The sequence below is a fragment of the Acerihabitans arboris genome (genome assembly GCF_010131535.1).
In the GTDB taxonomy this organism is placed as follows: Bacteria; Pseudomonadota; Gammaproteobacteria; order Enterobacterales; family Enterobacteriaceae; genus Acerihabitans; species Acerihabitans arboris.
In genome coordinates this window covers 71,765-93,097 of sequence record NZ_WUBS01000009.1, presented here as the reverse complement: position 1 = coordinate 93,097, position 21,333 = coordinate 71,765, and the positions used below count along the sequence as shown (strand labels likewise).

21 protein-coding genes are annotated in these 21,333 nt (G+C 62.2%); 14 read left to right on the top strand and 7 right to left on the bottom strand.

Going from position 1 to position 21,333, the window contains the following annotated elements; genetic code table 11:
- Positions 1 to 5 precede the first annotated feature (5 nt).
- The 4 genes from GRH90_RS13715 (at position 6) to atzF (ending at position 7,078) form a co-directional block, all read left to right on the top strand.
- Positions 6 to 752 (top strand): urea amidolyase associated protein UAAP1, encoded by a 747-nt coding sequence (locus GRH90_RS13715; protein WP_162366646.1) that lies wholly within the window; start codon positions 6 to 8, stop codon positions 750 to 752.
- Positions 749 to 1,384, top strand: a complete 636-nt coding sequence (locus GRH90_RS13710) for an urea amidolyase associated protein UAAP2 (RefSeq protein WP_162366518.1) — start codon at positions 749 to 751, stop codon at positions 1,382 to 1,384. Before GRH90_RS13715 ends, GRH90_RS13710 begins: the two co-directional genes overlap by 4 nt.
- 121 nt (positions 1,385 to 1,505) lie before the next feature.
- The gene (gene uca / locus GRH90_RS13705; RefSeq protein WP_162366517.1) at positions 1,506 to 5,111 is read left to right on the top strand and encodes an urea carboxylase; all 3,606 of its coding nucleotides are present in this window, start codon (positions 1,506 to 1,508) and stop codon (positions 5,109 to 5,111) included.
- 137 nt (positions 5,112 to 5,248) lie between these two features.
- Positions 5,249 to 7,078 carry an allophanate hydrolase gene (atzF, locus tag GRH90_RS13700; protein ID WP_162366516.1) on the top strand — a complete coding sequence of 610 codons (1,830 nt, stop codon included), beginning with the start codon at positions 5,249 to 5,251 and terminating at the stop codon, positions 7,076 to 7,078.
- An 82-nt stretch (positions 7,079 to 7,160) separates the two neighbouring features.
- Here the strand turns inward: atzF and phnE (GRH90_RS13695) are convergent, their stop codons facing one another.
- The 4 genes from phnE (GRH90_RS13695) to phnC form a co-directional block, all read right to left on the bottom strand.
- Positions 7,161 to 8,072: a phosphonate ABC transporter, permease protein PhnE gene (gene phnE, locus GRH90_RS13695; RefSeq protein ID WP_162366515.1), complete on the bottom strand. Its 912-nt coding sequence runs from the start codon at positions 8,070 to 8,072 to the stop codon at positions 7,161 to 7,163.
- Positions 8,072 to 8,935, bottom strand: a complete 864-nt coding sequence (gene phnE / locus GRH90_RS13690; protein WP_162366514.1) for a phosphonate ABC transporter, permease protein PhnE — start codon at positions 8,933 to 8,935, stop codon at positions 8,072 to 8,074. Before phnE (GRH90_RS13690) ends, phnE (GRH90_RS13695) begins: the two co-directional genes overlap by 1 nt.
- A gap of 68 nt (positions 8,936 to 9,003) precedes the next feature.
- The gene (gene phnD, locus GRH90_RS13685; RefSeq protein ID WP_162366513.1) at positions 9,004 to 9,936 is read right to left on the bottom strand and encodes a phosphonate ABC transporter substrate-binding protein; all 933 of its coding nucleotides are present in this window, start codon (positions 9,934 to 9,936) and stop codon (positions 9,004 to 9,006) included.
- Positions 9,937 to 10,029: 93 nt separating this feature from the next.
- Positions 10,030 to 10,863, bottom strand: a complete 834-nt coding sequence (gene phnC / locus GRH90_RS13680) for a phosphonate ABC transporter ATP-binding protein (protein WP_162366512.1) — start codon at positions 10,861 to 10,863, stop codon at positions 10,030 to 10,032.
- Between the two features lie 376 nt (positions 10,864 to 11,239).
- On the opposite strand from phnC, the gene phnF reads away from it, so the two are divergent.
- The 9 genes from phnF (at position 11,240) to GRH90_RS13635 (ending at position 18,368) form a co-directional block, all read left to right on the top strand.
- Positions 11,240 to 11,965: a phosphonate metabolism transcriptional regulator PhnF gene (gene phnF / locus GRH90_RS13675; RefSeq protein ID WP_312857191.1), complete on the top strand. Its 726-nt coding sequence runs from the start codon at positions 11,240 to 11,242 to the stop codon at positions 11,963 to 11,965.
- The gene (gene phnG / locus GRH90_RS13670; RefSeq protein WP_162366510.1) at positions 11,966 to 12,412 is read left to right on the top strand and encodes a phosphonate C-P lyase system protein PhnG; all 447 of its coding nucleotides are present in this window, start codon (positions 11,966 to 11,968) and stop codon (positions 12,410 to 12,412) included.
- Entirely contained in the window at positions 12,412 to 12,993 is a 582-nt protein-coding gene (gene phnH, locus GRH90_RS13665) for a phosphonate C-P lyase system protein PhnH (RefSeq protein ID WP_162366509.1), read from the top strand. The genes phnG and phnH overlap by 1 nt, the downstream gene beginning before the upstream one ends.
- Entirely contained in the window at positions 12,993 to 14,093 is a 1,101-nt protein-coding gene (locus GRH90_RS13660; RefSeq protein WP_162366508.1) for a carbon-phosphorus lyase complex subunit, read from the top strand. The genes phnH and GRH90_RS13660 overlap by 1 nt, the downstream gene beginning before the upstream one ends.
- Positions 14,086 to 14,946, top strand: coding sequence for an alpha-D-ribose 1-methylphosphonate 5-phosphate C-P-lyase PhnJ (locus tag GRH90_RS13655; protein ID WP_162366507.1), 861 nt, complete (start codon positions 14,086 to 14,088; stop codon positions 14,944 to 14,946). Before GRH90_RS13660 ends, GRH90_RS13655 begins: the two co-directional genes overlap by 8 nt.
- Positions 14,943 to 15,731, top strand: coding sequence for a phosphonate C-P lyase system protein PhnK (gene phnK, locus GRH90_RS13650; RefSeq protein ID WP_162366506.1), 789 nt, complete (start codon positions 14,943 to 14,945; stop codon positions 15,729 to 15,731). Before GRH90_RS13655 ends, phnK begins: the two co-directional genes overlap by 4 nt.
- A 35-nt stretch (positions 15,732 to 15,766) precedes the next feature.
- Positions 15,767 to 16,483: a phosphonate C-P lyase system protein PhnL gene (gene phnL / locus GRH90_RS13645; protein WP_162366505.1), complete on the top strand. Its 717-nt coding sequence runs from the start codon at positions 15,767 to 15,769 to the stop codon at positions 16,481 to 16,483.
- Positions 16,470 to 17,606 (top strand): alpha-D-ribose 1-methylphosphonate 5-triphosphate diphosphatase, encoded by a 1,137-nt coding sequence (gene phnM, locus GRH90_RS13640; RefSeq protein WP_162366504.1) that lies wholly within the window; start codon positions 16,470 to 16,472, stop codon positions 17,604 to 17,606. Before phnL ends, phnM begins: the two co-directional genes overlap by 14 nt.
- A 159-nt stretch (positions 17,607 to 17,765) precedes the next feature.
- On the top strand, positions 17,766 to 18,368 hold the full coding sequence (locus GRH90_RS13635) for a DapH/DapD/GlmU-related protein (protein ID WP_162366503.1): 603 nt from the start codon (positions 17,766 to 17,768) through the stop codon (positions 18,366 to 18,368).
- Here GRH90_RS13635 and GRH90_RS13630 read toward each other — a convergent pair.
- On the bottom strand, positions 18,349 to 19,299 hold the full coding sequence (locus tag GRH90_RS13630; protein WP_162366502.1) for a LysR family transcriptional regulator: 951 nt from the start codon (positions 19,297 to 19,299) through the stop codon (positions 18,349 to 18,351). The genes GRH90_RS13635 and GRH90_RS13630 overlap by 20 nt on opposite strands.
- Positions 19,300 to 19,565: 266 nt before the next feature.
- Here GRH90_RS13630 and GRH90_RS13625 point away from each other — a divergent pair, with 266 nt between their 5' ends.
- The gene (locus GRH90_RS13625) at positions 19,566 to 20,309 is read left to right on the top strand and encodes a sulfite exporter TauE/SafE family protein (RefSeq protein WP_162366645.1); all 744 of its coding nucleotides are present in this window, start codon (positions 19,566 to 19,568) and stop codon (positions 20,307 to 20,309) included.
- A 90-nt stretch (positions 20,310 to 20,399) separates the two neighbouring features.
- Here the strand turns inward: GRH90_RS13625 and GRH90_RS13620 are convergent, their stop codons facing one another.
- The gene (locus GRH90_RS13620; RefSeq protein ID WP_162366501.1) at positions 20,400 to 20,792 is read right to left on the bottom strand and encodes a VOC family protein; all 393 of its coding nucleotides are present in this window, start codon (positions 20,790 to 20,792) and stop codon (positions 20,400 to 20,402) included.
- A gap of 124 nt (positions 20,793 to 20,916) precedes the next feature.
- Positions 20,917 to 21,324: a winged helix-turn-helix transcriptional regulator gene (locus GRH90_RS13615; protein ID WP_218586245.1), complete on the bottom strand. Its 408-nt coding sequence runs from the start codon at positions 21,322 to 21,324 to the stop codon at positions 20,917 to 20,919.
- Between the last annotated feature and the right edge of the window lie 9 nt (positions 21,325 to 21,333).

Sequence of the window (21,333 nt, the reverse complement as noted above, 5' to 3'; positions counted from 1 at the left end):
AAACCATGCAAAGCCCATACAGCACGACGCTGCCGGCGGGCGCCCACTGGTCGCTGCGCGTGCGGCGCGGCGCTGCGCTGCGCCTGACCGATATCGACGGCGGCGCCAATGTCGGTATGCTGTTCTATAACCCGGAAAACCTGCTGGAGCGCTACAACGCCCCGGATACGCTCAAATGCCAGCATACCTTCCGCCTGACCGCCGGACACTGCCTGTACTCCGATATGGGCCGTATCTTCTGCGCTATCGAACAGGATGATGCCGGCTGGCATGACACGGTGTGCGGCGCCATGAACGCCGGGCTGACCGAACGACGGTTCGGCGCGTCCGGCTATCAGCAGGCCCGCAACGAACGGCATCAAAACGGCTATGACAGTTTCCTGGTGGAACTGGCGAAATACGGCCTGGGCAAACGGGACATGGCCGCCTGCCTGAACCTGTTTTCACAGGTGCGCGCCGACGACGAGGGCGAACTGCGCCTGGAACCGCAAACCCTGCCGGGCGCCGGCGTCACGCTGCGTTTCGCCATGGATACGCTGGTCTTGCTGCATACCTGCCCGCATCCGCTAAATCGCGCGGGCGCCTATCCGCGCGCGCCGGTGCAAATCACCCTGTCGCCGCAGGTGGCGCCACTGCCGGCGCATTGCCTGCGCCATGAGGAGAACCGCCGCGGCCTGGCCAATAACGATCTCTACTATGCCGGGCTACCCATGGCCGGGTTAGCCCTTCCCCGTTCAGGAGCGCCATCATGATCAAGACCAGCTCCCTGCGCCCGCAGGATGCGCTTTATCGCCAAATCATCAACGCCGGTGATTACTGGCTCCATCGCCTGGACCGCGGGCGCACGCTGCGCATTACCGATTGCGAAGGCAACCAGGCGGCGGATACGCTGTTTTTCAACGCCGACGATACCGCCGAGCGCTACAGCATGATGGATACGGTGCGCGGCCAGAACAATCTGTTCCTGTCCACCGGCAGCGTGCTGCGCTCCAACGACGATCGGCCGATGCTGGAGATCGTCGCCGATACCTGCGGCCGTCACGATACCCTGGGCGGCGCCTGCGCCGCCGAAAGCAATACGGTGCGCTACTCGCTGGAAAAACGCCATATGCACAACTGTCGCGACAGCTGGATGCTGGCGGTCGGCGAACATCCGGAATACGGCCTGACCAAACGCGACATTGCCCACAATATCAATTTTTTCATGAACGTGCCGGTCACCGCCGGCGGCGGTCTGACGTTCGAGGACGGCATCTCGGCGCCGGGCAAGTATGTTGAGCTGATAGCAAGAATGAACGTATTAGTATTGATTTCCAACTGCCCCCAGCTCAATAACCCATGCAACGGTTATAACCCGACCCCGATAGAGGTCAGTGTCTGGTAATGACGGTTACGCCGGCCGTATGGCAGCGGCCCGTCAATGCGCGCCACGGGACGTCCCGCTATTCACCGCGCTATGTATTTTCGCAGGACGACCTGCCGTTCAAACAGACAGAGGGTCAATCATGTTCAAATGCATCCTGGTTGCCAATCGCGGTGCCATCGCGGTGCGGATTATCCGCACGCTTAAAGCCATGGGCATCCGGTCGGTGGCGGTCTATGCCGAAGCGGATCGCCATTCGCTGCATGTACGCCTGGCGGACGAGGCCCATAGCCTTGGCGACGGCAACGTGCGCGACACCTATCTCGATCAGGATAAGTTAATGGCTATCGCCGTGAATTCCGGCGCCGGGGCGGTGCATCCCGGCTACGGGTTCCTCAGTGAAAACGCCGAATTTGTCGGCCGCTGCCAGCAAGAAAACCTGGTGTTCCTCGGCCCTACGCCTCGGCAAATGGCCACCTTCGGCCTGAAGCACCGCGCGCGGGCGCTGGCGCTGCAGGCGGGGGTGCCCCTGCTGCCGGGCAGCGGCTTGCTGCGCGATCTTGACCAGGCGCTGGCCGAGGCCGGGCGTATCGGTTATCCGGTAATGTTGAAAAGCACCGCCGGCGGCGGCGGCATCGGCATGCAGCGCTGCGAAAACGCCGGCGACCTGCGCGAGGCGTTTACCCGGGTGAAGCGGCTGGCCGGCAATAATTTTGCCGATGACGGCGTATTCCTGGAAAAATTTGTCGCGGCGGCGCGCCATCTTGAAGTGCAGATCTTCGGCGACGGCGCGGGCAAGGTCATCGCCCTGGGCGAGCGCGACTGCTCGGCCCAGCGCCGTAACCAAAAGGTACTGGAGGAGACGCCGGCGCCGCATCTGCCCGACCACGTGCGCCGGGCGCTGCGCGATACCGCGGTGCGCCTTGGCGAAGCGGCCTGCTACCGCAGCGCCGGCACGGTGGAATATGTCTATGACGTCGGCAGCGGCGAGTTCTATTTCCTTGAGGTGAATACCCGGCTGCAGGTGGAGCACGGCGTCACCGAAATGGTGTACGGCGTGGATATCGTGCGCTGGATGGTGGAGCTGGGCGCGCAAACCCTGCCGCCGCTCGACCGGCTGGCGGTAGGCGAACCGCGCGGCCACGCCGTCCAGGTACGCATTTATGCCGAGGATCCGGCCAAGGCGTTCCGCCCGTGCGCCGGGCTGCTTAGCCATGTGGAGTTTGCGCCGCGGGCGCCGGACGCTGAGCTGCGCATCGACAGCTGGATTGGCACCGGCTGCGAAATATCGCCCTGGTATGACCCGATGCTGGCCAAGGTGATTACCCATGGCCGCGATCGGCCGACCGCGCTGGCCGCGCTGGCCGACGCGCTGGATAACACCCAACTGTACGGCATCGAGACCAACCTGGAATACCTGCGCCAATTGCTCAGCCTGCCCCAGGTGCGCGACGGCCGGGTACTGACGTCCACCCTGGCGCGGATGTCATATCTGCCGCGCACGCTGGACGTGCTGTCTCCCGGCACCCTGACCAGCATCCAGGATTTCCCCGGCCGCGCCGGCTACTGGCATGTGGGCGTGCCGCCCTCAGGCCCGTTCGACAACCGCTCGTTCCGTCTCGGCAACCGCCTGCTGGGCAACGACGTCCGCGCCGCAGGACTGGAAATTACCCTGCGCGGGCCGGTGCTGCGCTTTAACCACGACTGCGCGCTGGCGATTACCGGCGCGCCGATTGACGCCACCCTGGACGGCGAACCGCTGCCGCTGTGGCAGGTGTGCCACGCCCGCTCCGGGCAAACGCTCTCGCTCGGCAACGTCGGCGAAACAGGCTGCCGCAGCTACCTGCTGCTGGCGGGGGGCCTATTGTGCCCCGACTACCTCGGCAGCCGCAGCACCTTTACCCTGGGCCGTTTCGGCGGCCACGCCGGACGGGCGTTGCGCAGCGGCGACGTATTGCATCTGGCCGCGCCGGGCAAGGCGCTGGCCAATACCCTGTCGCCCGCCCTCTCGCCCGTGCTGAGCGGCGTGCGCACCCTGCGGGTGATTTACGGCCCCCACGGCGCGCCGGAGTTTTTTACCCATGAGGATATCGAGCGCTTTTTTGCCGCCACCTGGCAGGTGCATTACAATTCCAGCCGCACCGGTATCCGCCTGATCGGCCCCAGACCCCGGTGGGCGCGCGGCGACGGCGGCGAGGCGGGCATGCACCCCTCCAATATCCACGATAACGCCTATGCGTTCGGCGCGGTGGATTTTACCGGCGACATGCCGGTGATACTCGGCCCCGACGGCCCGTCGCTGGGCGGTTTTGTCTGCCCGGCCACGGTGATCCACGCCGATTTATGGCAACTGGGGCAGCTCGCCGCCGGCGACCGGATCCGTTTTATGCCGGTATCCCTGGAGCAGGCCGACCGGCTGGCGCGTCAGGCGGAAACCAGCTTTGCCACGCTGACGGCGCCCCCGCCCGGCGACGCGGCCGCCCATCGGGAATCACCCATCCTCTGGCGCCAGCCGGCGCAGCCGGAGGTGCCGGAGGTCACCTACCGCGCCGCCGGCGATCGTTTTTTACTGGTGGAGTACGGCGAGCAGGTGCTGGATATCGCGCTGCGCTTTCGCGCCCATGCGCTGATGCAGTGGCTGGAACAGCACCCCCTGCCCGGGGTACAGGAGCTGACGCCGGGCATCCGCTCGCTGCAGGTGCATTTCGACAGCCTCGCCTGCCCGCGCGGCAAGCTGATCGCGCATTTGCAACTGGCCGAGCGGACGCTGGGCGATCTGCGCCAGGTCGAGGTGCCGTCGCGTACCGTCTGGCTGCCGCTCAGCTGGGACGACGACGCCTGCCGCCAGGCCATCGGGAAATATATGCAGTCGGTGCGCCCCGGCGCGCCCTGGTGCCCGGACAATATTGAATTTATTCGCCGCATTAACGGGCTGGAGTCGGTGGCGCAGGTGAAGGAAACGGTATTTAACGCCCGATATCTGGTGATGGGGCTGGGGGATGTGTACCTCGGCGCGCCGGTGGCCACGCCGCTGGACCCGCGACACCGGCTGGTCACCACCAAATACAACCCGGCCCGCACCTGGACGGCGGAAAATTCGGTGGGCATCGGCGGCGCCTATCTTTGTGTCTACGGCATGGAAGGACCCGGCGGTTATCAGTTTGTCGGCCGCACGCTGCAAATGTGGAACCGCGATCGCGCAACCGCCGATTTCACCCTGCCCTGGCTGCTGCGCTTTTTTGATCAAATCCGCTTTTATCCGGTCAGCCAGCGGGAACTGCTGGAAATCCGCGAACGCTTCCCCTATGGCCTTTACTCCCTGCGCACCGAGCCGGGCAGCTTCCGGCTGGCCGATTACCAGGCCATGCTGGCCGACCAGCAAGGGCAAATCGACCTGTTCCAGCAGCGGCGCCAGCGGGCGTTTGACGCGGAGCTGGCGCGCTGGCGCGCCGACGGCCAGTTCACCTATGACAGCGCGCTGCGGGACGAAGCGCCGCCGGATGTGGAAACCATACCTGACGGCTATTTCGGCGTGGACAGCCAGGTCGCCGGCAACGTATGGCAATGGCAGGTCTCGCCCGGCGATCGGGTTAGCACGGGGCAAACGCTGGGCATACTGGAATCGATGAAAATGGAAATTCCCATCCTGGCGCCCGTGGGCGGGCGGGTGCGGCGTATCGTGCGCGCCGCGGGGCACCAGGTGCAGGCGGGCCAGCTGCTGCTGTTGCTGGAAGAGGACCAGGACTGACACCGCCCGTTTGCCGGCAACGGCCGGCTGCGCGCCGGCGCGAGACCCGGCGCATTTGCCGATAACGGCCGGTTTCACGCCGGCGCATGTCGCCGGCGTGAAAATATTTATCACTCTTACCCGATAGGATCATAATTATGCAGCCAATCACCGCCGGCACCCTTGCAGAGTGGCAACAGTTCTATCAACGGCACCCCGACGGGGTAAAACCGGTCCTTGCCGCTCTGCTGGCCAGCTTAAGCATGGATGACGCCGCCTGGCTTTACCTGCCCGACGAGGCCCTGCTTGAGCTGCAGTTGGCGGAACTCGGCGAACGGGTGGCGGCGGCCGGCGGCGACCCGCGCGCCCTGCCCCTGTACGGCATTCCTTTTGCGGTCAAGGATAATATCGACGTGGGCGGCTGGCCCACCAGCGCCGCTTGCCCGGCATTTATCCGCCAGGCGGGAGAAGACGCGGAGGTGGTGGCCCGCCTGCGGGCGGCCGGCGCGGTGGTCATCGGCAAAACCAATCTGGACCAGTTCGCCACCGGCCTGGTGGGCACGCGTTCACCCTATGGCGCGGTGCCCAATACCTTTAATCCGGCCTATGTCAGCGGCGGCTCCAGCTCCGGGTCGGCGTCGGCGGTGGCGCGCGGCCTGGTGCCCTTTGCGCTGGGCACCGATACCGCCGGATCCGGCCGGGTGCCCGCGGGTTTTAACAATATTGTCGGCCTGAAACCCACCAAAGGCTGGCTGTCCGCCCGCGGCGTATTGCCCGCCTGCCGGCTCAACGACTGCGTATCGATTTTTGCCCTCACCGTCGGCGACACGCATCGCATCGCCGGGATCGCCGGCGGTTATGATGCCCGCGACGCGTATTCACGCCCGCATCCCGCCACCGCGCCGGCGGCGATGGGGGCCGCGCCCCGTTTTGCCGTGCCGGACCAGCTGGAGTTTTTTGGCGATAAGGACGCCGAACGGGCGTTTACCGCCGCGCTGCGCGGGCTGGAAGCGCAGGGCGTGGCGCTTGCGCCCATCGACTTTACCCCGTTCCGCCGCCTGGCCGAACAGCTGTATGCCGGCGCCTGGGTGGCGGAGCGCACCGTGGCGGTGGGCGATATTATGCGCGCGCACCCCGAAAGCATGGATCCGGTGGTGGCGGCCATTGTCGCCAACGGCGATAATTACAGCGCCTGCGACGCCTGGCGGGCGGAGTATCAACGCGCCGAACTGGCCCGTACCATCAACCAGGCGCTGGCGCCTTTTGACGCGTTGTTAGTACCCACTTCTCCCACCATCCGTACCCTGGAAGAGATGCGCCGGGAGCCGGTGCTGTACAACTCGCAGTTCGGCACCTATACCAACTTTACCAACCTGGCGGATTTATGCGCGCTGGCGCTGCCCGCTGGGCTGCGCGACGACGGGCTGCCGGCCGGGATTACCCTGATTGCGCCGGCATGGCATGACCGCGCGCTGGCAAGCTTTGGCCGGCGCTGGCAGCAGGGGCTGGACCTGCCGCTTGGAGCCACCGGACGCCGCCTGCCGCCCGCGGCCGCCGCGGCGGTTGAAGCACCGGCGGCCGATCAGGTGCGGCTGGCGGTAGTGGGCGCTCACCTCACCGGCATGCCGCTGAACGGGCAGCTCACCTCGCGCGGCGCGGTGTTGGTGGAAGCCAGCGAAACCGCCCCCTGCTACCGGCTGTACGCCCTGGCCGATACCCGCCCGCCCAAGCCCGGGCTGGTTAAAGCCGACACCGGGGCCGGCATTGTAGTGGAGCTGTGGGATATTCCGCTGGCGCGCTTCGGCGAGTTCGTGGCCGAGATCCCGGCGCCGCTGGGCATCGGTACCCTGACGCTTGCCGACGGCAGGTGCGTCAAGGGCTTTATCTGCGAACCGCTGGCGCTGGGCAGCGCGCTCGATATTACCGCCTACGGCGGCTGGAGAGCTTACCTCGCCGACCAGGCGCAGGCGGCGGGTCCGCTTGCCTGAGGGGCCGCCCGGGAGGCGTGGAGACCAACGGCGTAAGCCGCCTGGGCGCCTCCTCAGTGCGGGCCTGGCGCGGGACGGTTTACTATGGCTGGTCGGGGGTTAGCTGCGGCGGCGACGGCTGGAACAATGGGATCTCTTGGCCGGTGATATATTTTTTGCGCAGCATGGCCGAGATCTTATCCATTACCATCACGATCGCCACCAGCACCAGGGTGATAAACATCACCACATCCCAATTCCACAGGCGCATGTTTTCAGCGTACACCAGGCCTACCCCGCCCGCGCCGACAAAACCCAGCACCGCGGCTGAGCGGGTATTGGACTCGATCTGGTACAGGCTGAGCGCCAGGAAGGTGGGAAAAGATTGCGTATAGATGCCGAACCGCTGTTTCTGCACATAGTTGGCGCCCACCGCGCCCAGGCCGCGACCGGGTAATTTATCCACCGCCTCATGTCCCTCGGCATACAGTTTGCCGAGCAGGCCGACATCCTGCACGATAATCGCCATTACCCCGGCCAGCGGTCCCATGCCGACCGCGCGCACGAACACCATTCCCCAGATGGCCATGTCGATACCGCGAAAAATATCAAACGCGTGGCGGACCACCCGGGCTATCGGCCGCAGCGCCGGCGTGGACATCACATTGCGCGCCGCCAGGAAAGACAGGGGCAGGGCAATCAGGGTCGCGGTAAGGGTCCCTACCCAGACGATGGCGATGGTAAGGAATATCTGTCCGAGATAGTAGGAAAACGGCCAGTTGGCCACATTATGCCAGACCAGCATGCGCGCCAGGTAGTGGCCGATTTGCTGGCAGCCGAGCAAAAAACGCGGCCACGGCAGGCCGAACGCCGAAAAAAAATAGATATAATACAGCGCTACGGCGGCGGCGATCAGCCCCACCCGGCGCAGGTAGCGGTTTTGGCGGGCAAAGATCTCCCGGTGCTGGCGTTTGAATTGCGCCAGCGCCTGTGGCGGCAACGTATTGGTTAACATCAGTCCTTTCCCTCCACTACCCATTTGCGCAGCCTGGCGGAAATATAATCCAGCAATGCCACCACCAGGATAATCAACAGCAGCGTCATGCTGACCTGATCGTACTGATCGAGTTTAATATTGGTCATCAGTTCCTGGCCGATGCCCCCCGCCCCCACCAGCCCAAGGATGGTCGACAGGCGGAAATTGACTTCCAGGCGCATAAAGCTGTAGGACAAGAATATCGGTTTCACCTGCGGCCACAGGCCGAAGCGCATGCGCTGCAAAGTGCCCGCGCCGCAGGCGGCCAGTCCGCGCACGGGTTTATCCGAGGCGGACTCAATGGATTCATAAAACAGTTTGGTCAGGCTGCCGACGGTATGCACCGCCAGCGTCAGGAAACCGGGGAACGCGCCGATACCAAACGCCATCACAAACATCACCGCCCAGGCCAGCTCCGGCATGGTGCGCAGGAACGCCACCAGCGTGCGCAGGGCAATACGCACCGGCAGGGGACTATGGGTATTGTTGGCCGCCAGAAACGCCAGCGCGCTCGCCACCAGTACCGAAATCATCGTCGAGGCCAGCGCCAGCTGCACCGTATCCCAAATCAGCGGCAGCTGGACAGGCAGCCGGTAACCCCAGTAAGACAGCGATCCCAGGGTATGGCGGTCGGCCAACAATACCTGCCAGCGGAGGACGGGTATCGTTTGCGCTAGATAGTCAAAGAAATGAGGGATGGCAACCCATACGGCGTACAGATTGAATTCGGCGATATTGCCGGCGCCGAGATACAGCACCACCAACGCCCCGGACCATAACAGCGTGTCGCGCTTATGTTTGCGCCGCACCTGCTGGTAATAGTGATTGAAATCAGTATTCAAAATAGGCCATCGGTTAAATGCCGGCCGCCTGCAACAGACGGGCCGGCATGGGTTAACAACATCGCGCCTTAGCGATTGCCTTTAATCAAATCGCGTTTCAGGTCGATAATATCCTGGAATTCCTTCAGGGACGTGGGGGCGATATGCTGCTTGCCTCCCACCGCCTTGATAAAGCATTGGTGGTCTTGTTTATCCAACTGCTGGATGGCGTCGACCAGTTTGGCCTTAAAATCCGCCGGCAGGGAGTGGCGCACTAATATCGGACCGTTGGGGATCAGCGGCGATTGCCAGATAATGCGGATTTGTTTCATCAAATCGGGATGGTCCGCTTTGATCAGGCGGACAAAGGCGCCGGTGTTATAACCGGTATTGTAATCGCCCACCATCGATGCCCAGGTCACCGCACCCTCGAACTGACCGTTCAGCACGCCAAGAATGTCCTGCTCATGGCCGCCGGAAAAGGTAACGCTGGAGAAAAAGTTATTGTATTTATTATCGATATTGCCGCCAAATTGCTTTTTGAACACGTGATCCGGTATCAAATAGCCCGACGTTGAATCCTGATCGGCAAAACCAAAAGATTGACCTTTTAAATCTTCCAGTTTTTGGTATGGGCTGTCGGCTTTAACGACCACCACCGAATGGTAACCTCGTGATTGGTCGGAATCGTCCACCACAATGCCCGCCAGATCTACCGCGTTGGGATTAGCGATATACACCGAGGCAAAAGATGACGGCGACATGCTCAACACCATATCCACCTTTTCGCCTAATAAGCCCTGGATTACGCCGGAATAATCGGAGGAGTTGCGCAATTTGGTATCGACATTTAATTTTTTATCCAGGAAGTCTTTCACACACATATTGTCGCCAATTTGCTGTGTCGCATTCTGCCCGCCGAGGATACCCAGGTTAAGTTCTTTCGGGGCATCGGCCGCACCGGCATTAAAGGACATGATGGCGCCGGCCAGGATGTTTATCAGAAGATATGTTTTTTTCATTAAAATAGCCTTTGTGTGTCTATGGGGGAAATGAAAACAATCACTGGTTAATTAATGCCTGCGCTGATCCGTCAGCGGATGTTATTGTGAAACTTAATGAACCTGGGCGATTTCATCGCCATATAATATCTGCAAGACCTGCTCATCAAGCCCGTCGGGCTGGCCGTCATACACAATCCGTCCCTGTGCTATACCTATTACCCGCGTACAGTATTCTTTAACTAATTCGACGGAATGCAGATTTATCACCACGGAAATATTATTTTCAGCCACCTTTTGCAGCGCATCCATGATACGGCGGGTATTCTTGGGATCGAGGGAAGCCACCGGTTCATCCGCCAGCATTATTTTCGGGTTTTGCATCAAGGCGCGGCAAATGGCCACCCTTTGCATTTGCCCGCCCGAGAGATGCTCCGCCCGCTGCAGGGCATGGGGCAACATATTCAGCCACTGCAAAAGCTCAATCGCCCTGGCGCGGTCTTTATCGTCAAATATCTTAAACAGCGATTTTAACGTCGAGGTTTGGCTCAGCCGTCCCAACAGGACGTTGGTTAACACGTCAAGGCGCGGCACCAGGCAAAAATCCTGGTAGATCATGCCGCACTGCGCGCGCCACCGGCGCATCTGGCGTGGGGACAGCCGGGCGATATCCAGGATGGCGCCGTCCGGCGGGTAATGTAGAATTTCGCCGCCGGAGGCAGGCAGGGAGCCGTTGAGGATATGCAGCAGGGTGGATTTTCCCGCGCCGGAGCGGCCGATCACCGCGACAAATTCACCGGCGTACAGATCAAAGTTAATATCGTTCAGCACGTTATTCTGCGCCTGGAAATGCTTGTTGAGTCCCTTCACCGCCAATACCTTGGTTTGCGGTACCGACAGCTGTCCGGGTTGGCCGGGGTGCGCCAGTTTTAACATCGCCTGTGCCATATATTTACTCCCGAGCCAGACTACCAAACCGTTATGGATTGCTATTAACGGATTAATTTATGACAGCAGGATGATGTTATTATGATGCTCAGATTACGCTGCCAGGATTTAATGTCATTGCCAGCGACCGATCTCAATATGAATATATCATTACCCACGGCGCATCGTTACAAGATTGATTCCGGCATTTTTTATCCGCCGCGCCGGCGCGAATATTATTCATTCTCATGTCATCTTTTATTAACCGAACTGTCATCTTGTACCCGCATCATGTACCGCAATGCCATAGCGGATTAATTATCATGCGCCTCAACAACATCGCGTTATCCCATTATTTTTGCACCGGTGATCACCGCCCATGGAGATTTCCATTATGATACAGTTATCTAGACATCCGACCAGTTACCCCACGCTCTACCAACATATTGCGGCGCTGCTTGAGCAGGAGCTGCGCACGCAGTATCACTGCGGCGAATACCTGCCCTCGGAACAACGCCTGGCGGAACGCTATCAGGTTAACCGCCATACCCTGCGCCGCGCGGTGGATCAGCTGGTTGACCGGGGCTGGCTGCAGCGTCGGCACGGCATCGGCATCCTGGTGCTGATGCGTCCTTATGACTATCCGCTGCATGCCCGGGCGCATTTTAGCCAAAACCTGCTGGATCAGGGCAGCCATCCCACCAGCGAACTGCTGCTGGCGGTGCTGCGGCCGTGCAGCGTGCCGGTGGCGAGCGCGCTGTCATGCCAAACCGGCGAAAACGTTATTCACTTACGTACACTGCGCCGGGTGAACGGCGTGCCGCTCAGCGTGATCGATCATTACCTGCCGGATCTGGACTGGTGGCCCGCCCTGCAGCAGTTCGAGAGCGGTTCGCTGCATGAATTTATCAAGGCGCGCCTCGGCCAGAGCCTGGCGCGCAGGCAAACGCGCATCAGCGCCCGGCGCGCCCAGACCAAGGAAAGCCAACTGCTGGAGGTCGCCAATCAAGTCCCGCTGCTGTGCGTGCGCACGCTCAACACCTGCGGCGATGGCGACCGGCTGGCGGAATACTCCTTCACCCTGGCGCGCGCCGATATGATCGAACTAACGATGGAGCACTGAATGGTTACCCAACAGCAAAGACAGCGCTGGATGTCGGTACTGGCATCCAGCCCCGCGGGAGAATTACAGGCCGGGTGGCGGGCGCTGGATCTTAATATTCCTTTTCATATTATCCGCGCGCCGGAAACCGGCCTTACCCAGCTGATAGCGCGCATGGGCGCCACCGGCCGCCGTTTTGTCCTGGGCGATATGACGATAACCCGGGCGGTAGTGCGGCTGGACGACGGGACCTATGGCTACAGCTACGTGGCCGGACGCGACAAAACCCATGCCGAGCTGTGCGCCCTGGCCGACGCCCTGCTGCAACAGCCGCAATACCATGCACGCCTGCAGCAGCAGTTAGTCGAGCCGCTCGCCGCCCGGCAGCAGGAGCGACATCAATCACGGGCGCGGGAAATTGCCGCCAGCCGGGTGGATTTCTTTACCCTGGTGCGGGGGGATAACTGATGACGTTACTGCCGGGATTTACCGAGCCGGTTCACCAGTCCCAGCGTGCCTTCCGCCTAATCCTCAAGGCATTAAGCGAACCCGGCGCCGAGGTAACGCTGTCGGGCAACGACGCGTGGGACCAGCTCGGGCGGGCGGCGACCGCCGTGCTGCTGACGCTGGCCGATGGCGAAACCCCGCTCTATCTTTGCCAGGCGCTGGACGGCGACACCTTGTTGAACAGCCTGCGTTTCCATACCGGCGCGCCGCTGGCCGAACGCCCGCAGGCTGCCTGCCTTGCCCTGCTCGATAGCCGGCTTAGCGCCGCGCAGCTCCAGGCGTTGCCATATGGCAGCGAAATTTCGCCGGAGCTCGGCGCGACGGTATTGGTGCAAATCGATAGCCTGTCCGGAGGCGCGCCGCTGCGCCTGAGCGGCCCGGGCATCGAACATCAGCGCCGGGTCGCCCCGGTGTTGCCGGCGCCGTTGCTGGCTTATCTGCTCGATCGTCCGCAGCGTTTCCCGCTCGGCCTCGATTTCCTGCTGGCCTGCGACGACGGCCTGATGGCGATTCCCCGAACCACTCATGTAGAGGTGTGCTGATGTATGTTGCGGTGAAAGGCGGTGAAAAGGCGATTGATGCCGCCCATCAATTACAAGAACACCTGCGCCGTGGCGACGCCGCGATCCCGGCGATCGGCTGTGAGCAAATCGATCAACAGCTCGGCCTGGCGGTGGATCGGGTGATGACCGAGGGCGGCATCTACGACAGGCAGTTGGCGGCGCTTGCCATAAAACAGGCCGGCGGCGATCTGGTCGAGGCGATATTCCTGCTGCGCGCTTACCGCACTACCCTGCCGCGCCTGGCGGTAAGTGAACCTCTCGCCACGGAAAATATGCGCCTGGAGCGTCGCATTTCGGCGGTGTATAAAGATCTGCCCGGCGGCCAGGTGCTGGGCCCCACCTATGACTATACCCACCGGTTGCTGGACTTTGCCCTGCTGGCGGAGGGCATGCAGGCCCCGGTCGCGCCACGCGCCGACGACCCGTTGCCGGAGTCGTGCGGCCATGTGTTCGAACTGCTCGCCCAACAGCAGCTGGCGCCGGCGGAACGGGACGACGGCGCCATACCGGACGATATTACCCGCCGTCCGCCCACCTATCCCTGTTCGCGTTCCGCCCGTCTGCAGCAACTGGCGCGCGGCGACGAGGGGTTCCTGCTGGCGTTAAGTTACTCGGGCCAGCGCGGCTATGGCCGCACCCATCCTTTTGCCGGCGAGATCCGCAGCGGTTACGCGACCGTCGCCATAGTGCCGGAAGAGCTGGGTTTTGCCCTTGATATCGGCGAAATACTGCTGACCGAATGTGAAATGGTCAACGGTTTTGTCGATCCCGCGGACCGGCCGCCCCATTTTACCCGCGGCTACGGGCTGGTTTTCGGCCGCGCCGAACGCAAGGCGATGTCAATGTCGCTGGTCGATCGGGCGCTGCAATGCGGCGAACACGGCGAGAGCGTCGACAGCCCGGCCCAGGACGAGGAGTTCGTGCTGGCCCATGCCGATAACGTGGAGGCGGCGGGGTTTGTGTCCCATCTCAAGCTGCCGCACTACGTCGATTTCCAGGCCGAGCTCGAACTGCTGAAACGGCTGCGCCGGGAATTTGCCCAGGCCGCGGCCATCGGATCGGAGAACCATGATGAGTGAAACATTGGCCGGCTATAACCCGGGTTATCTCGACGAACAGACCAAGCGCATGATCCGTCGCGCCATCCTCAAGGCGGTGGCCATACCCGGCTACCAGGTGCCCTTCGGCGGGCGCGAAATGCCGATGCCCTATGGCTGGGGTACCGGCGGCGTACAGCTGACCGCCAGCATTATCGGCCGGACCGATGTGCTGAAGGTCATCGACCAGGGCGCGGACGACACCACCAACGCGGTATCGATCCGCCGGTTTTTCCAGCGGGTGGCGGGCGTGGCCACCACCGAGCGGACGACCCTGGCGACGCTAATCCAGACCCGGCACCGCATCCCGGAGACGCCTCTGGCGGCGGATCAGATCCTGATCTACCAGGTGCCGATCCCCGAGCCGCTGCGCTTTATCGAGCCACGCGAAACCGAGACCCGCAAGATGCACGCGCTGGAAGAATATGGCGTAATGCAGGTAAAGCTATATGAGGATATCGCCCGTTACGGCCATATCGCCACCACCTACGCCTACCCGGTGAAAGTCAACGATCGTTATGTAATGGATCCGTCGCCGATCCCCAAGTTCGATAATCCCAAAATGCATATGATGCCGGCGTTGCAGCTGTTTGGCGCCGGACGTGAAAAACGTATTTACGCCCTGCCGCCCTTTACCAAGGTGCGGAGCCTGGATTTCGACGATCATCCCTTCAGCGTGCAGCGCTGGGAGCAGCCCTGCGCGCTGTGCGGATCGCGCGCCAGCTACCTGGACGAGGTGGTGCTCGACGATGTGGGCAATCGCATGTTTATCTGCTCCGATACCGATTTTTGCCAGCAACAGCTGGCGCAACAGCACCCGGGGAAACCGCTATGAACTCCGCACTGCTTTCCCCGGCGCCACTGCTGTCGGTTGAAAACCTCACGCACCTTTACGCTCCGGGTAAAGGATTCGGCGATGTCTCGTTTACGCTCTATCCCGGCGAGGTGGTCGGTATCGTCGGCGAATCCGGGTCGGGCAAGACCACATTGCTGAAAGCCATTTCCGCCCGGCTCACTCCCCAGCAGGGCAGGATAATCTATTGCCCGCCGGGGGCGCCGGGGCGCGATCTCTACGCCATGGCGGAAAGCGATCGGCGTCGCCTGCTGCGCACCGAATGGGGCGTGGTGCATCAGCATCCCCTTGACGGGCTGCGCCCGCGCGTCTCCGCCGGCGGCAATATCGGCGAACGCCTGATGGCTATCGGCCAGCGTCACTATGGCGAGATTCGGCAACAGGCGGGCCGCTGGCTGGAGGATGTCGAAATCCCGGCATCGCGCATTGATGATTTCCCCACCACCTTTTCCGGCGGCATGCAGCAACGGCTGCAAATCGCCCGTAACCTGGTCACCCATCCCCGGCTGGTATTCATGGATGAACCGACCGGCGGGCTGGATGTGTCGGTGCAGGCGCGGCTGCTCGACCTGCTGCGCAACCTGGTGGTGGAGATGCAGTTGGCGGCGGTGATCGTGACGCACGACCTCGGCGTGGCCAGGCTGCTGGCCCATCGCCTGCTGGTGATGAAAGAAGGACGGGTGGTGGAGAGCGGACTGACCGATCGGGTGCTGGACGATCCCCATCATCCCTATACCCAGCTACTGGTCTCTTCGGTCTTGTCCTGAGACGGAGGCAAAACTATTCCATGTGGAACAATCAGATGAATACGCAATTGCGGGTCGAGCATCTCAGTAAAACCTTTGTGCTGCATCAGCAAAACGGCGTGCGCCTGCCGGTATTGCGCGACGCCAACCTGACGGTCAGGGGCGGGGAATGCGTGGTGCTGCACGGCCATTCCGGCAGCGGCAAGTCCACGCTGTTGCGCTCGCTGTACGCCAATTACCTGCCCGACCAGGGCCATATCTGGATACAGCATCAAGGGGGATGGCTGGATATGGTCCAGGCCGAGGCGCGCCAGATCCTGACGGTACGCCGCCACACCGTCGGGTGGGTCAGCCAGTTTTTGCGGGTGATCCCCCGCATCAGCGCCCTGGACCTGGTAATGCAGCCGTTGCTGGAGCTGGGCGTCGAGCGCAGGCAGTGTCTGGCCCGCGCCGAGGAAATGCTCGACCGGCTGAACGTGCCCCGGCGGTTATGGCACCTGGCGCCCTCCACCTTTTCCGGCGGCGAGCAGCAGCGGGTCAATATTGCGCGCGGTTTTATCAATGATTACCCGGTGCTGCTGCTTGATGAACCCACCGCGTCGCTCGACGGCCGCAACGGTTCGGCGGTGGTCGCCCTGATCGAGCAGGCCAAGCAGCGCGGCGCCGCCATTGTCGGCATTTTCCATGATGACGCCATCCGCCAGCGGGTGGCAGACAGGCTTTACGATATGCAACCGCCCAACGAGGTCAAGACCCCCGATGATCATCAATAACGTTAAGCTGATTTTGCAAGATGAAATCATAAACGGCTCGCTTGAGGCGCGGGACGGCGTGATTTACCGTTATGGCGAAGGCGCCAGCCGGCTGCCCCAGGCGCTGGACGGCGACGGGGGCTGGCTGCTGCCCGGATTAATCGAACTGCATACCGATAACATGGATAAATTTTTTACCCCGCGCCCGAACGTGGACTGGCCGGCCCATTCCGCCATGAGCAGCCATGACGCGCTGATGGTCGCCAACGGCATCACCACCGTGCTGGACGCGGTGGCCATCGGCGATGTGCGCGACGGCGGCCACCGGGCCGGCACGCTGCAAAAGATGATCGACGCCATCATCGACAGCCATGCCACCGGCGCCACCCGGGCCGAGCACCGGCTGCACCTGCGCTGTGAGCTGCCCCATAGCAGCACCCTCGGGCTATTTGAGCAATTTATGGACCAGCCGGCGGTGTCGCTGGTGTCATTAATGGATCATTCGCCGGGCCAGCGCCAGTTTGTCTCGCCGGTTAAATACCGCGAATATACCCAGGGCAAATACCATCTCAGCGATCGGCAAATGGATGCGTTTGAACGGGAGCAAACCGCCCTGGCCCGCCAATGGTCGGCACCCAACCGCGCGGCGATTGCCGCCCATTGCCGCCGGCGCAATATCACCCTCGCCAGCCACGACGACGCCACCGTGGAGCATGTGGAGGAATCGCGCGCGCTGGGCAGCGCCATTGCCGAATTCCCCACCACCGAAGCGGCGGCCCGCGCCTCGCACCATCTGGGCTTGCAGGTGCTGATGGGCGCGCCGAATATCGTGCGCGGCGCATCGCACTCCGGCAACGTGGCGGCTCATCACCTGGCATCGATCGGGGTACTGGATATTCTCTCCTCCGACTACTATCCGGCCAGCCTGCTGGATGCCGCGTTTCGCGTCGCGGCCGATGAGACCAACGGGTTTACCCTGCCGCAGGCGGTGAGGCTGATGACCGACAATCCGGCCCGCGCGCTGGGGCTTGGCGATCGCGGCCTGATCGCCGAAGGCCGGCGCGCGGATCTGGTGCTGGCCCACCGGCACAGCGGACATGTGTATGTGAAAAATGTCTGGCGGCAGGGGCGGCAAATATTTTGACGGCGGACGTTACCCCGCCATTGGCCGCCGGCGCCGCTGCCGGCCGAAACGGTGGCGGGAAACAGACAGCCGGCGGTCCCATCCGGCGACCTTGCCCTGATGCAGCCAGACGGCGGCCCGTCCGGCCAAGGTGTTATTCTCCACACAGGAACAGCGATCATGACCTCGCAGGCGCAACCAAGAATCGGCAGTAACGTGATATTAAACAGTACCCGGCTCGGCAATTATGTTCATCTGGCCGATGACACCACCCTGGATGAGGTGGATATGGGCGATTACTCCTATACCGACGGCCATAACAAAATTTGTTACGCCACCATCGGCAAGTTTGTCTCCATCGCCTCTTATGTGCGCATCAACCCGGGCAATCATCCCACCTATCAACGCATCGCCCAGCATCATTTTACCTATCGCAGCTCGGCCTACGGGCTGGGCGACGACGACGAGGCGTTTTTCGACTGGCGGCGCGAAAGGCATGTCACCATCGGCCACGATGTCTGGATCGGCCATAACGCCACCATCATGCCCGGGGTGACTATCGGCAACGGCGCGGTGATCGGCACCGCGTCGGTGGTCACCAAGGATGTCGCCCCTTACGCAATTGTCGCCGGCGTGCCGGCAAAACCGATCGGCAGCCGGTTTCCCGACGCGCTGATTGAGCGTATAGAGCGCAGCGGGTGGTGGCACTGGGATCATGACACGCTGCAACGGCGTCTGGCGGATTTTCGCGATCTGGACAGCTTTATCGAACATTATCTGTAGGGTTTTGCCGGCGATATTTCCCTGCGGCCAGGGCAACCGCCTGCGGGCGCGTGGCAGTGAGAAAATCCACCAGCCGTTTTGCCGCCGGGGGAAGATCGCCACGCGAACGTACCACCATCATCAGTTGACGCCGGGTCCAGGTTTCATCAAGCGGGATAAAAGCCACCCCGCTGTTATCCGGCCCGGTTACCGACATAACGATGGGCAATACGGCAACTCCAGCGCCGCCGGCCACCATCCGGTGAATATTGTCCAGGCCACGGACCCTGGCCCGTATACGCATGGTTTTGCCGGTCCGGCTCGCCTGCCCGGCAATATAGCGCGCCAGGGCGCTGTCCTCCGGCAGGCCGATAAACTCATGGTCCAGCGCCTCGCTGAAGCTCACCTGCCTGCGCTGTCCCAGCACATGCTCCCGCGGCGTCGCCAGCACTAAACGATCGGCCCTGAACGGCAGGACCTCCAGCCCGCGGAAGTCCGCATGGTCCGCCGCGATGCCGATATCCGCCGCGCCCTGCGCCACCGCGCGGGTGATATCCAGACTGGGCATTTCATCCAGGTCGATATCGACGCCGGGATGCAGACGCAAAAAATCACACAGCGGCCCGGGCAAAAATTGCCCCAGCGCCACGGTATTTGCCAGTAGCCGGACATGGCCTTTTATACCCTGGGTAAATTCGCTTAGCTCACCCGACAGATGCGCGGTCTGCCGCAGGATAATTTTGGCGTGATCGTACATAACCCGTCCCGCCGGCGTGACGGTGACGCCCCGGTGGCGCCGGTCCAGCAGGCCGACGCCCGCTTCCTGCTCCAGCCCGGCGATGCGGGCGCTGGCGGAAGACAGGGACAGGCAGGCTTTCTCCGCGCCGGCGGTAATGCTGCCGGTGTCAACCACCCATACCAGCAGCCGTAAATCAGTCAGGTCAAAGTGCATGGCATTGCCCGCCTCATATCATGCGGCTTTAACGTATAAAATTGCCGCCTCGTGGCACGCCAATTAAACCTGGGAAATCGCCGCCTTGCATCACGCGAATCAAACGCATGAAGTTGCCGCCCCGCATCATGCGGCTTAAACGATTTGTGCTACGCGCCGCGTACCCTTCGGCAATAACGAAGGCCGGGTTAAAAACATACGCATTGTGGCGCATTCATCGCGCGGCAAAAATAGGGTCACCCACACTTTCAGAAAATAGTCACATGATGGCATTGACGCTGTATACCTTGTTAATCGGGGCCACATTTTTGACCGCCGGCACGGTAAAGGGCGCGATCGGCCTCGGCCTGCCCACCGTGGCAATGGGCATGCTGGGCGTGGTCATGCCGCCCGCGCAGGCGGCCGCGCTGCTGATTATCCCTTCGCTGGTGACGAATATATGGCAACTGTTCAGCGGTCCGCATTGGGCAAGGCTATGCCGACGGTTGTGGCCGATGCTGCTGGCCGTATGCCTCGGCACCTGGTACGGCACCGGCGTGATGGCGGGGCCTATGGCCGGGTGGACCTCGCTGATGCTGGGAATTTTGCTGATGGTTTACGCGCTGGTGAGCCTGGTTAACCGGCAGGCGCGGGTATCGGCCGCCGCGGAAAAATGGCTTGGGCCATTGGCGGGGCTGGTGACCGGGCTGATGACCGGGGCCACCGGCGTGTTTGTCATCCCCGCCGTGCCCTGGCTCAACGCCCTGGCCCTGGAGCGGGATGATTTAATCCAGGCGCTGGGATTGTCGTTTACCGTCTCTACCCTGGCCCTGGCGGCAAGCCTGGCCTGGCATGATTTACTGACGTTCAGCGCGTTGGGCCTGTCGCTGCTGGCGGTGATCCCGGCCCTGGCGGGCATGTTTTTCGGCGGTTATCTGCGTGCCAGGTTAAGCCACCGGGTATTTCGCCGCTGTTTTTTCCTCGGCCTGCTCGGCCTGGGCATGGAAATTACCTGGCAACATCTTGCCTAGCCCCCGCCCGGTGCAACAGCGCTCGCGCCGGCTTCGCAGAAATCGGATGCCAGCGCCGTCACCTGCCCGCACACGCCAGGGCGGCCCATATTAATCGCCCCAGGCGCGGTTTTGCAGCACCAGCCGGTAGCCGTCATGATCCTGAAAGGTCCTGCCCGCCGCGTCCCAATAGGGATTAAACGAAACCACCCGATCAAAACCCGCGTCCACCAGGCGCTGGCACGACCGCAGCCATAACGGCTCATCGGGCAGGTACAGCACCAGCAGATCTTCCGGCGTCGGCGTCGGTATCACCGGATGCTGTTCGCAAAGGGTGAACTCAAAATGCCAGGGCAAATTTGCCGCGCCGAGCATTACGCCGTTAAAGCCGTTGTGACCGGTGAAACTGCCCAATACCCGCATGCCCAGGCCGGAGCAGTACAGTTCCCGGCTGCGGTCAAGATCGGTGACCGGACGGGCGATGCGCATATGCGATGTCAGCATGGTGAGATCTCCTGGTTATGCCGGGGCGCCGCCACTGGCAAGAGGCGGCCTGAATCCACTCTAATACAAACCGGCGCAGGCGCATAATATCAGCGGGCGGACCGGCGAGCGGCAGGCGGGCTGCTTATGGCCGGGCGTTATCCTGCGCATTATCGAAAGCCATCCGCGCCTGACGGAATTGATCGGCATTGTCCACCACCCACAGCCACAGCGGTATCATCTGCGCCAACAGCCGTTTGCCAAGGTCCGAAAGTTCATATTCCACCCGCGGGGATTTCTCAACATAGTCATGACGCAGCACCAGCCCGTCACGCTCCAGCTGGCGCAGCGATCGGGTGAGCATGCGCTGTGTGACGCCCTCCATTCGCCTGGCAATTGCCGCATGGCGCAGTCTTCCCCCTACGCCCAGGGTATGCACGATGCCGAGCGACCAGCGGTTGCCGGCATGTGTCAGCACCTCGCGCTTTAGCCCGTCATCGTCGTCGCTTAACGCGTCGCACACGGCCTGCGACCGTTCAATCATCTCATCCATATCCAATTT

What these genes read in the sequence shown, in the direction of transcription:
- GRH90_RS13715 (WP_162366646.1), top strand. Translation starts at nt 6, where the DNA reads ATGCAAAGCCCATACAGCACGACGCTGCCGGCGGGCGCCCACTGGTCG.
- GRH90_RS13710 (WP_162366518.1), top strand. Translation starts at nt 749, where the DNA reads ATGATCAAGACCAGCTCCCTGCGCCCGCAGGATGCGCTTTATCGCCAA.
- uca (WP_162366517.1), top strand. Translation starts at nt 1,506, where the DNA reads ATGTTCAAATGCATCCTGGTTGCCAATCGCGGTGCCATCGCGGTGCGG.
- atzF (WP_162366516.1), top strand. Translation starts at nt 5,249, where the DNA reads ATGCAGCCAATCACCGCCGGCACCCTTGCAGAGTGGCAACAGTTCTAT.
- phnE (WP_162366515.1), bottom strand. Translation starts at nt 8,072, where the DNA reads ATGTTAACCAATACGTTGCCGCCACAGGCGCTGGCGCAATTCAAACGC.
- phnD (WP_162366513.1), bottom strand. Translation starts at nt 9,936, where the DNA reads ATGAAAAAAACATATCTTCTGATAAACATCCTGGCCGGCGCCATCATG.
- phnC (WP_162366512.1), bottom strand. Translation starts at nt 10,863, where the DNA reads ATGGCACAGGCGATGTTAAAACTGGCGCACCCCGGCCAACCCGGACAG.
- phnG (WP_162366510.1), top strand. Translation starts at nt 11,966, where the DNA reads ATGGTTACCCAACAGCAAAGACAGCGCTGGATGTCGGTACTGGCATCC.
- phnH (WP_162366509.1), top strand. Translation starts at nt 12,412, where the DNA reads ATGACGTTACTGCCGGGATTTACCGAGCCGGTTCACCAGTCCCAGCGT.
- GRH90_RS13660 (WP_162366508.1), top strand. Translation starts at nt 12,993, where the DNA reads ATGTATGTTGCGGTGAAAGGCGGTGAAAAGGCGATTGATGCCGCCCAT.
- GRH90_RS13655 (WP_162366507.1), top strand. Translation starts at nt 14,086, where the DNA reads ATGAGTGAAACATTGGCCGGCTATAACCCGGGTTATCTCGACGAACAG.
- phnK (WP_162366506.1), top strand. Translation starts at nt 14,943, where the DNA reads ATGAACTCCGCACTGCTTTCCCCGGCGCCACTGCTGTCGGTTGAAAAC.
- phnL (WP_162366505.1), top strand. Translation starts at nt 15,767, where the DNA reads ATGAATACGCAATTGCGGGTCGAGCATCTCAGTAAAACCTTTGTGCTG.
- phnM (WP_162366504.1), top strand. Translation starts at nt 16,470, where the DNA reads ATGATCATCAATAACGTTAAGCTGATTTTGCAAGATGAAATCATAAAC.
- GRH90_RS13635 (WP_162366503.1), top strand. Translation starts at nt 17,766, where the DNA reads ATGACCTCGCAGGCGCAACCAAGAATCGGCAGTAACGTGATATTAAAC.
- GRH90_RS13630 (WP_162366502.1), bottom strand. Translation starts at nt 19,299, where the DNA reads ATGCACTTTGACCTGACTGATTTACGGCTGCTGGTATGGGTGGTTGAC.
- GRH90_RS13625 (WP_162366645.1), top strand. Translation starts at nt 19,566, where the DNA reads ATGGCATTGACGCTGTATACCTTGTTAATCGGGGCCACATTTTTGACC.
- GRH90_RS13620 (WP_162366501.1), bottom strand. Translation starts at nt 20,792, where the DNA reads ATGCTGACATCGCATATGCGCATCGCCCGTCCGGTCACCGATCTTGAC.
- GRH90_RS13615 (WP_218586245.1), bottom strand. Translation starts at nt 21,324, where the DNA reads ATGGATGAGATGATTGAACGGTCGCAGGCCGTGTGCGACGCGTTAAGC.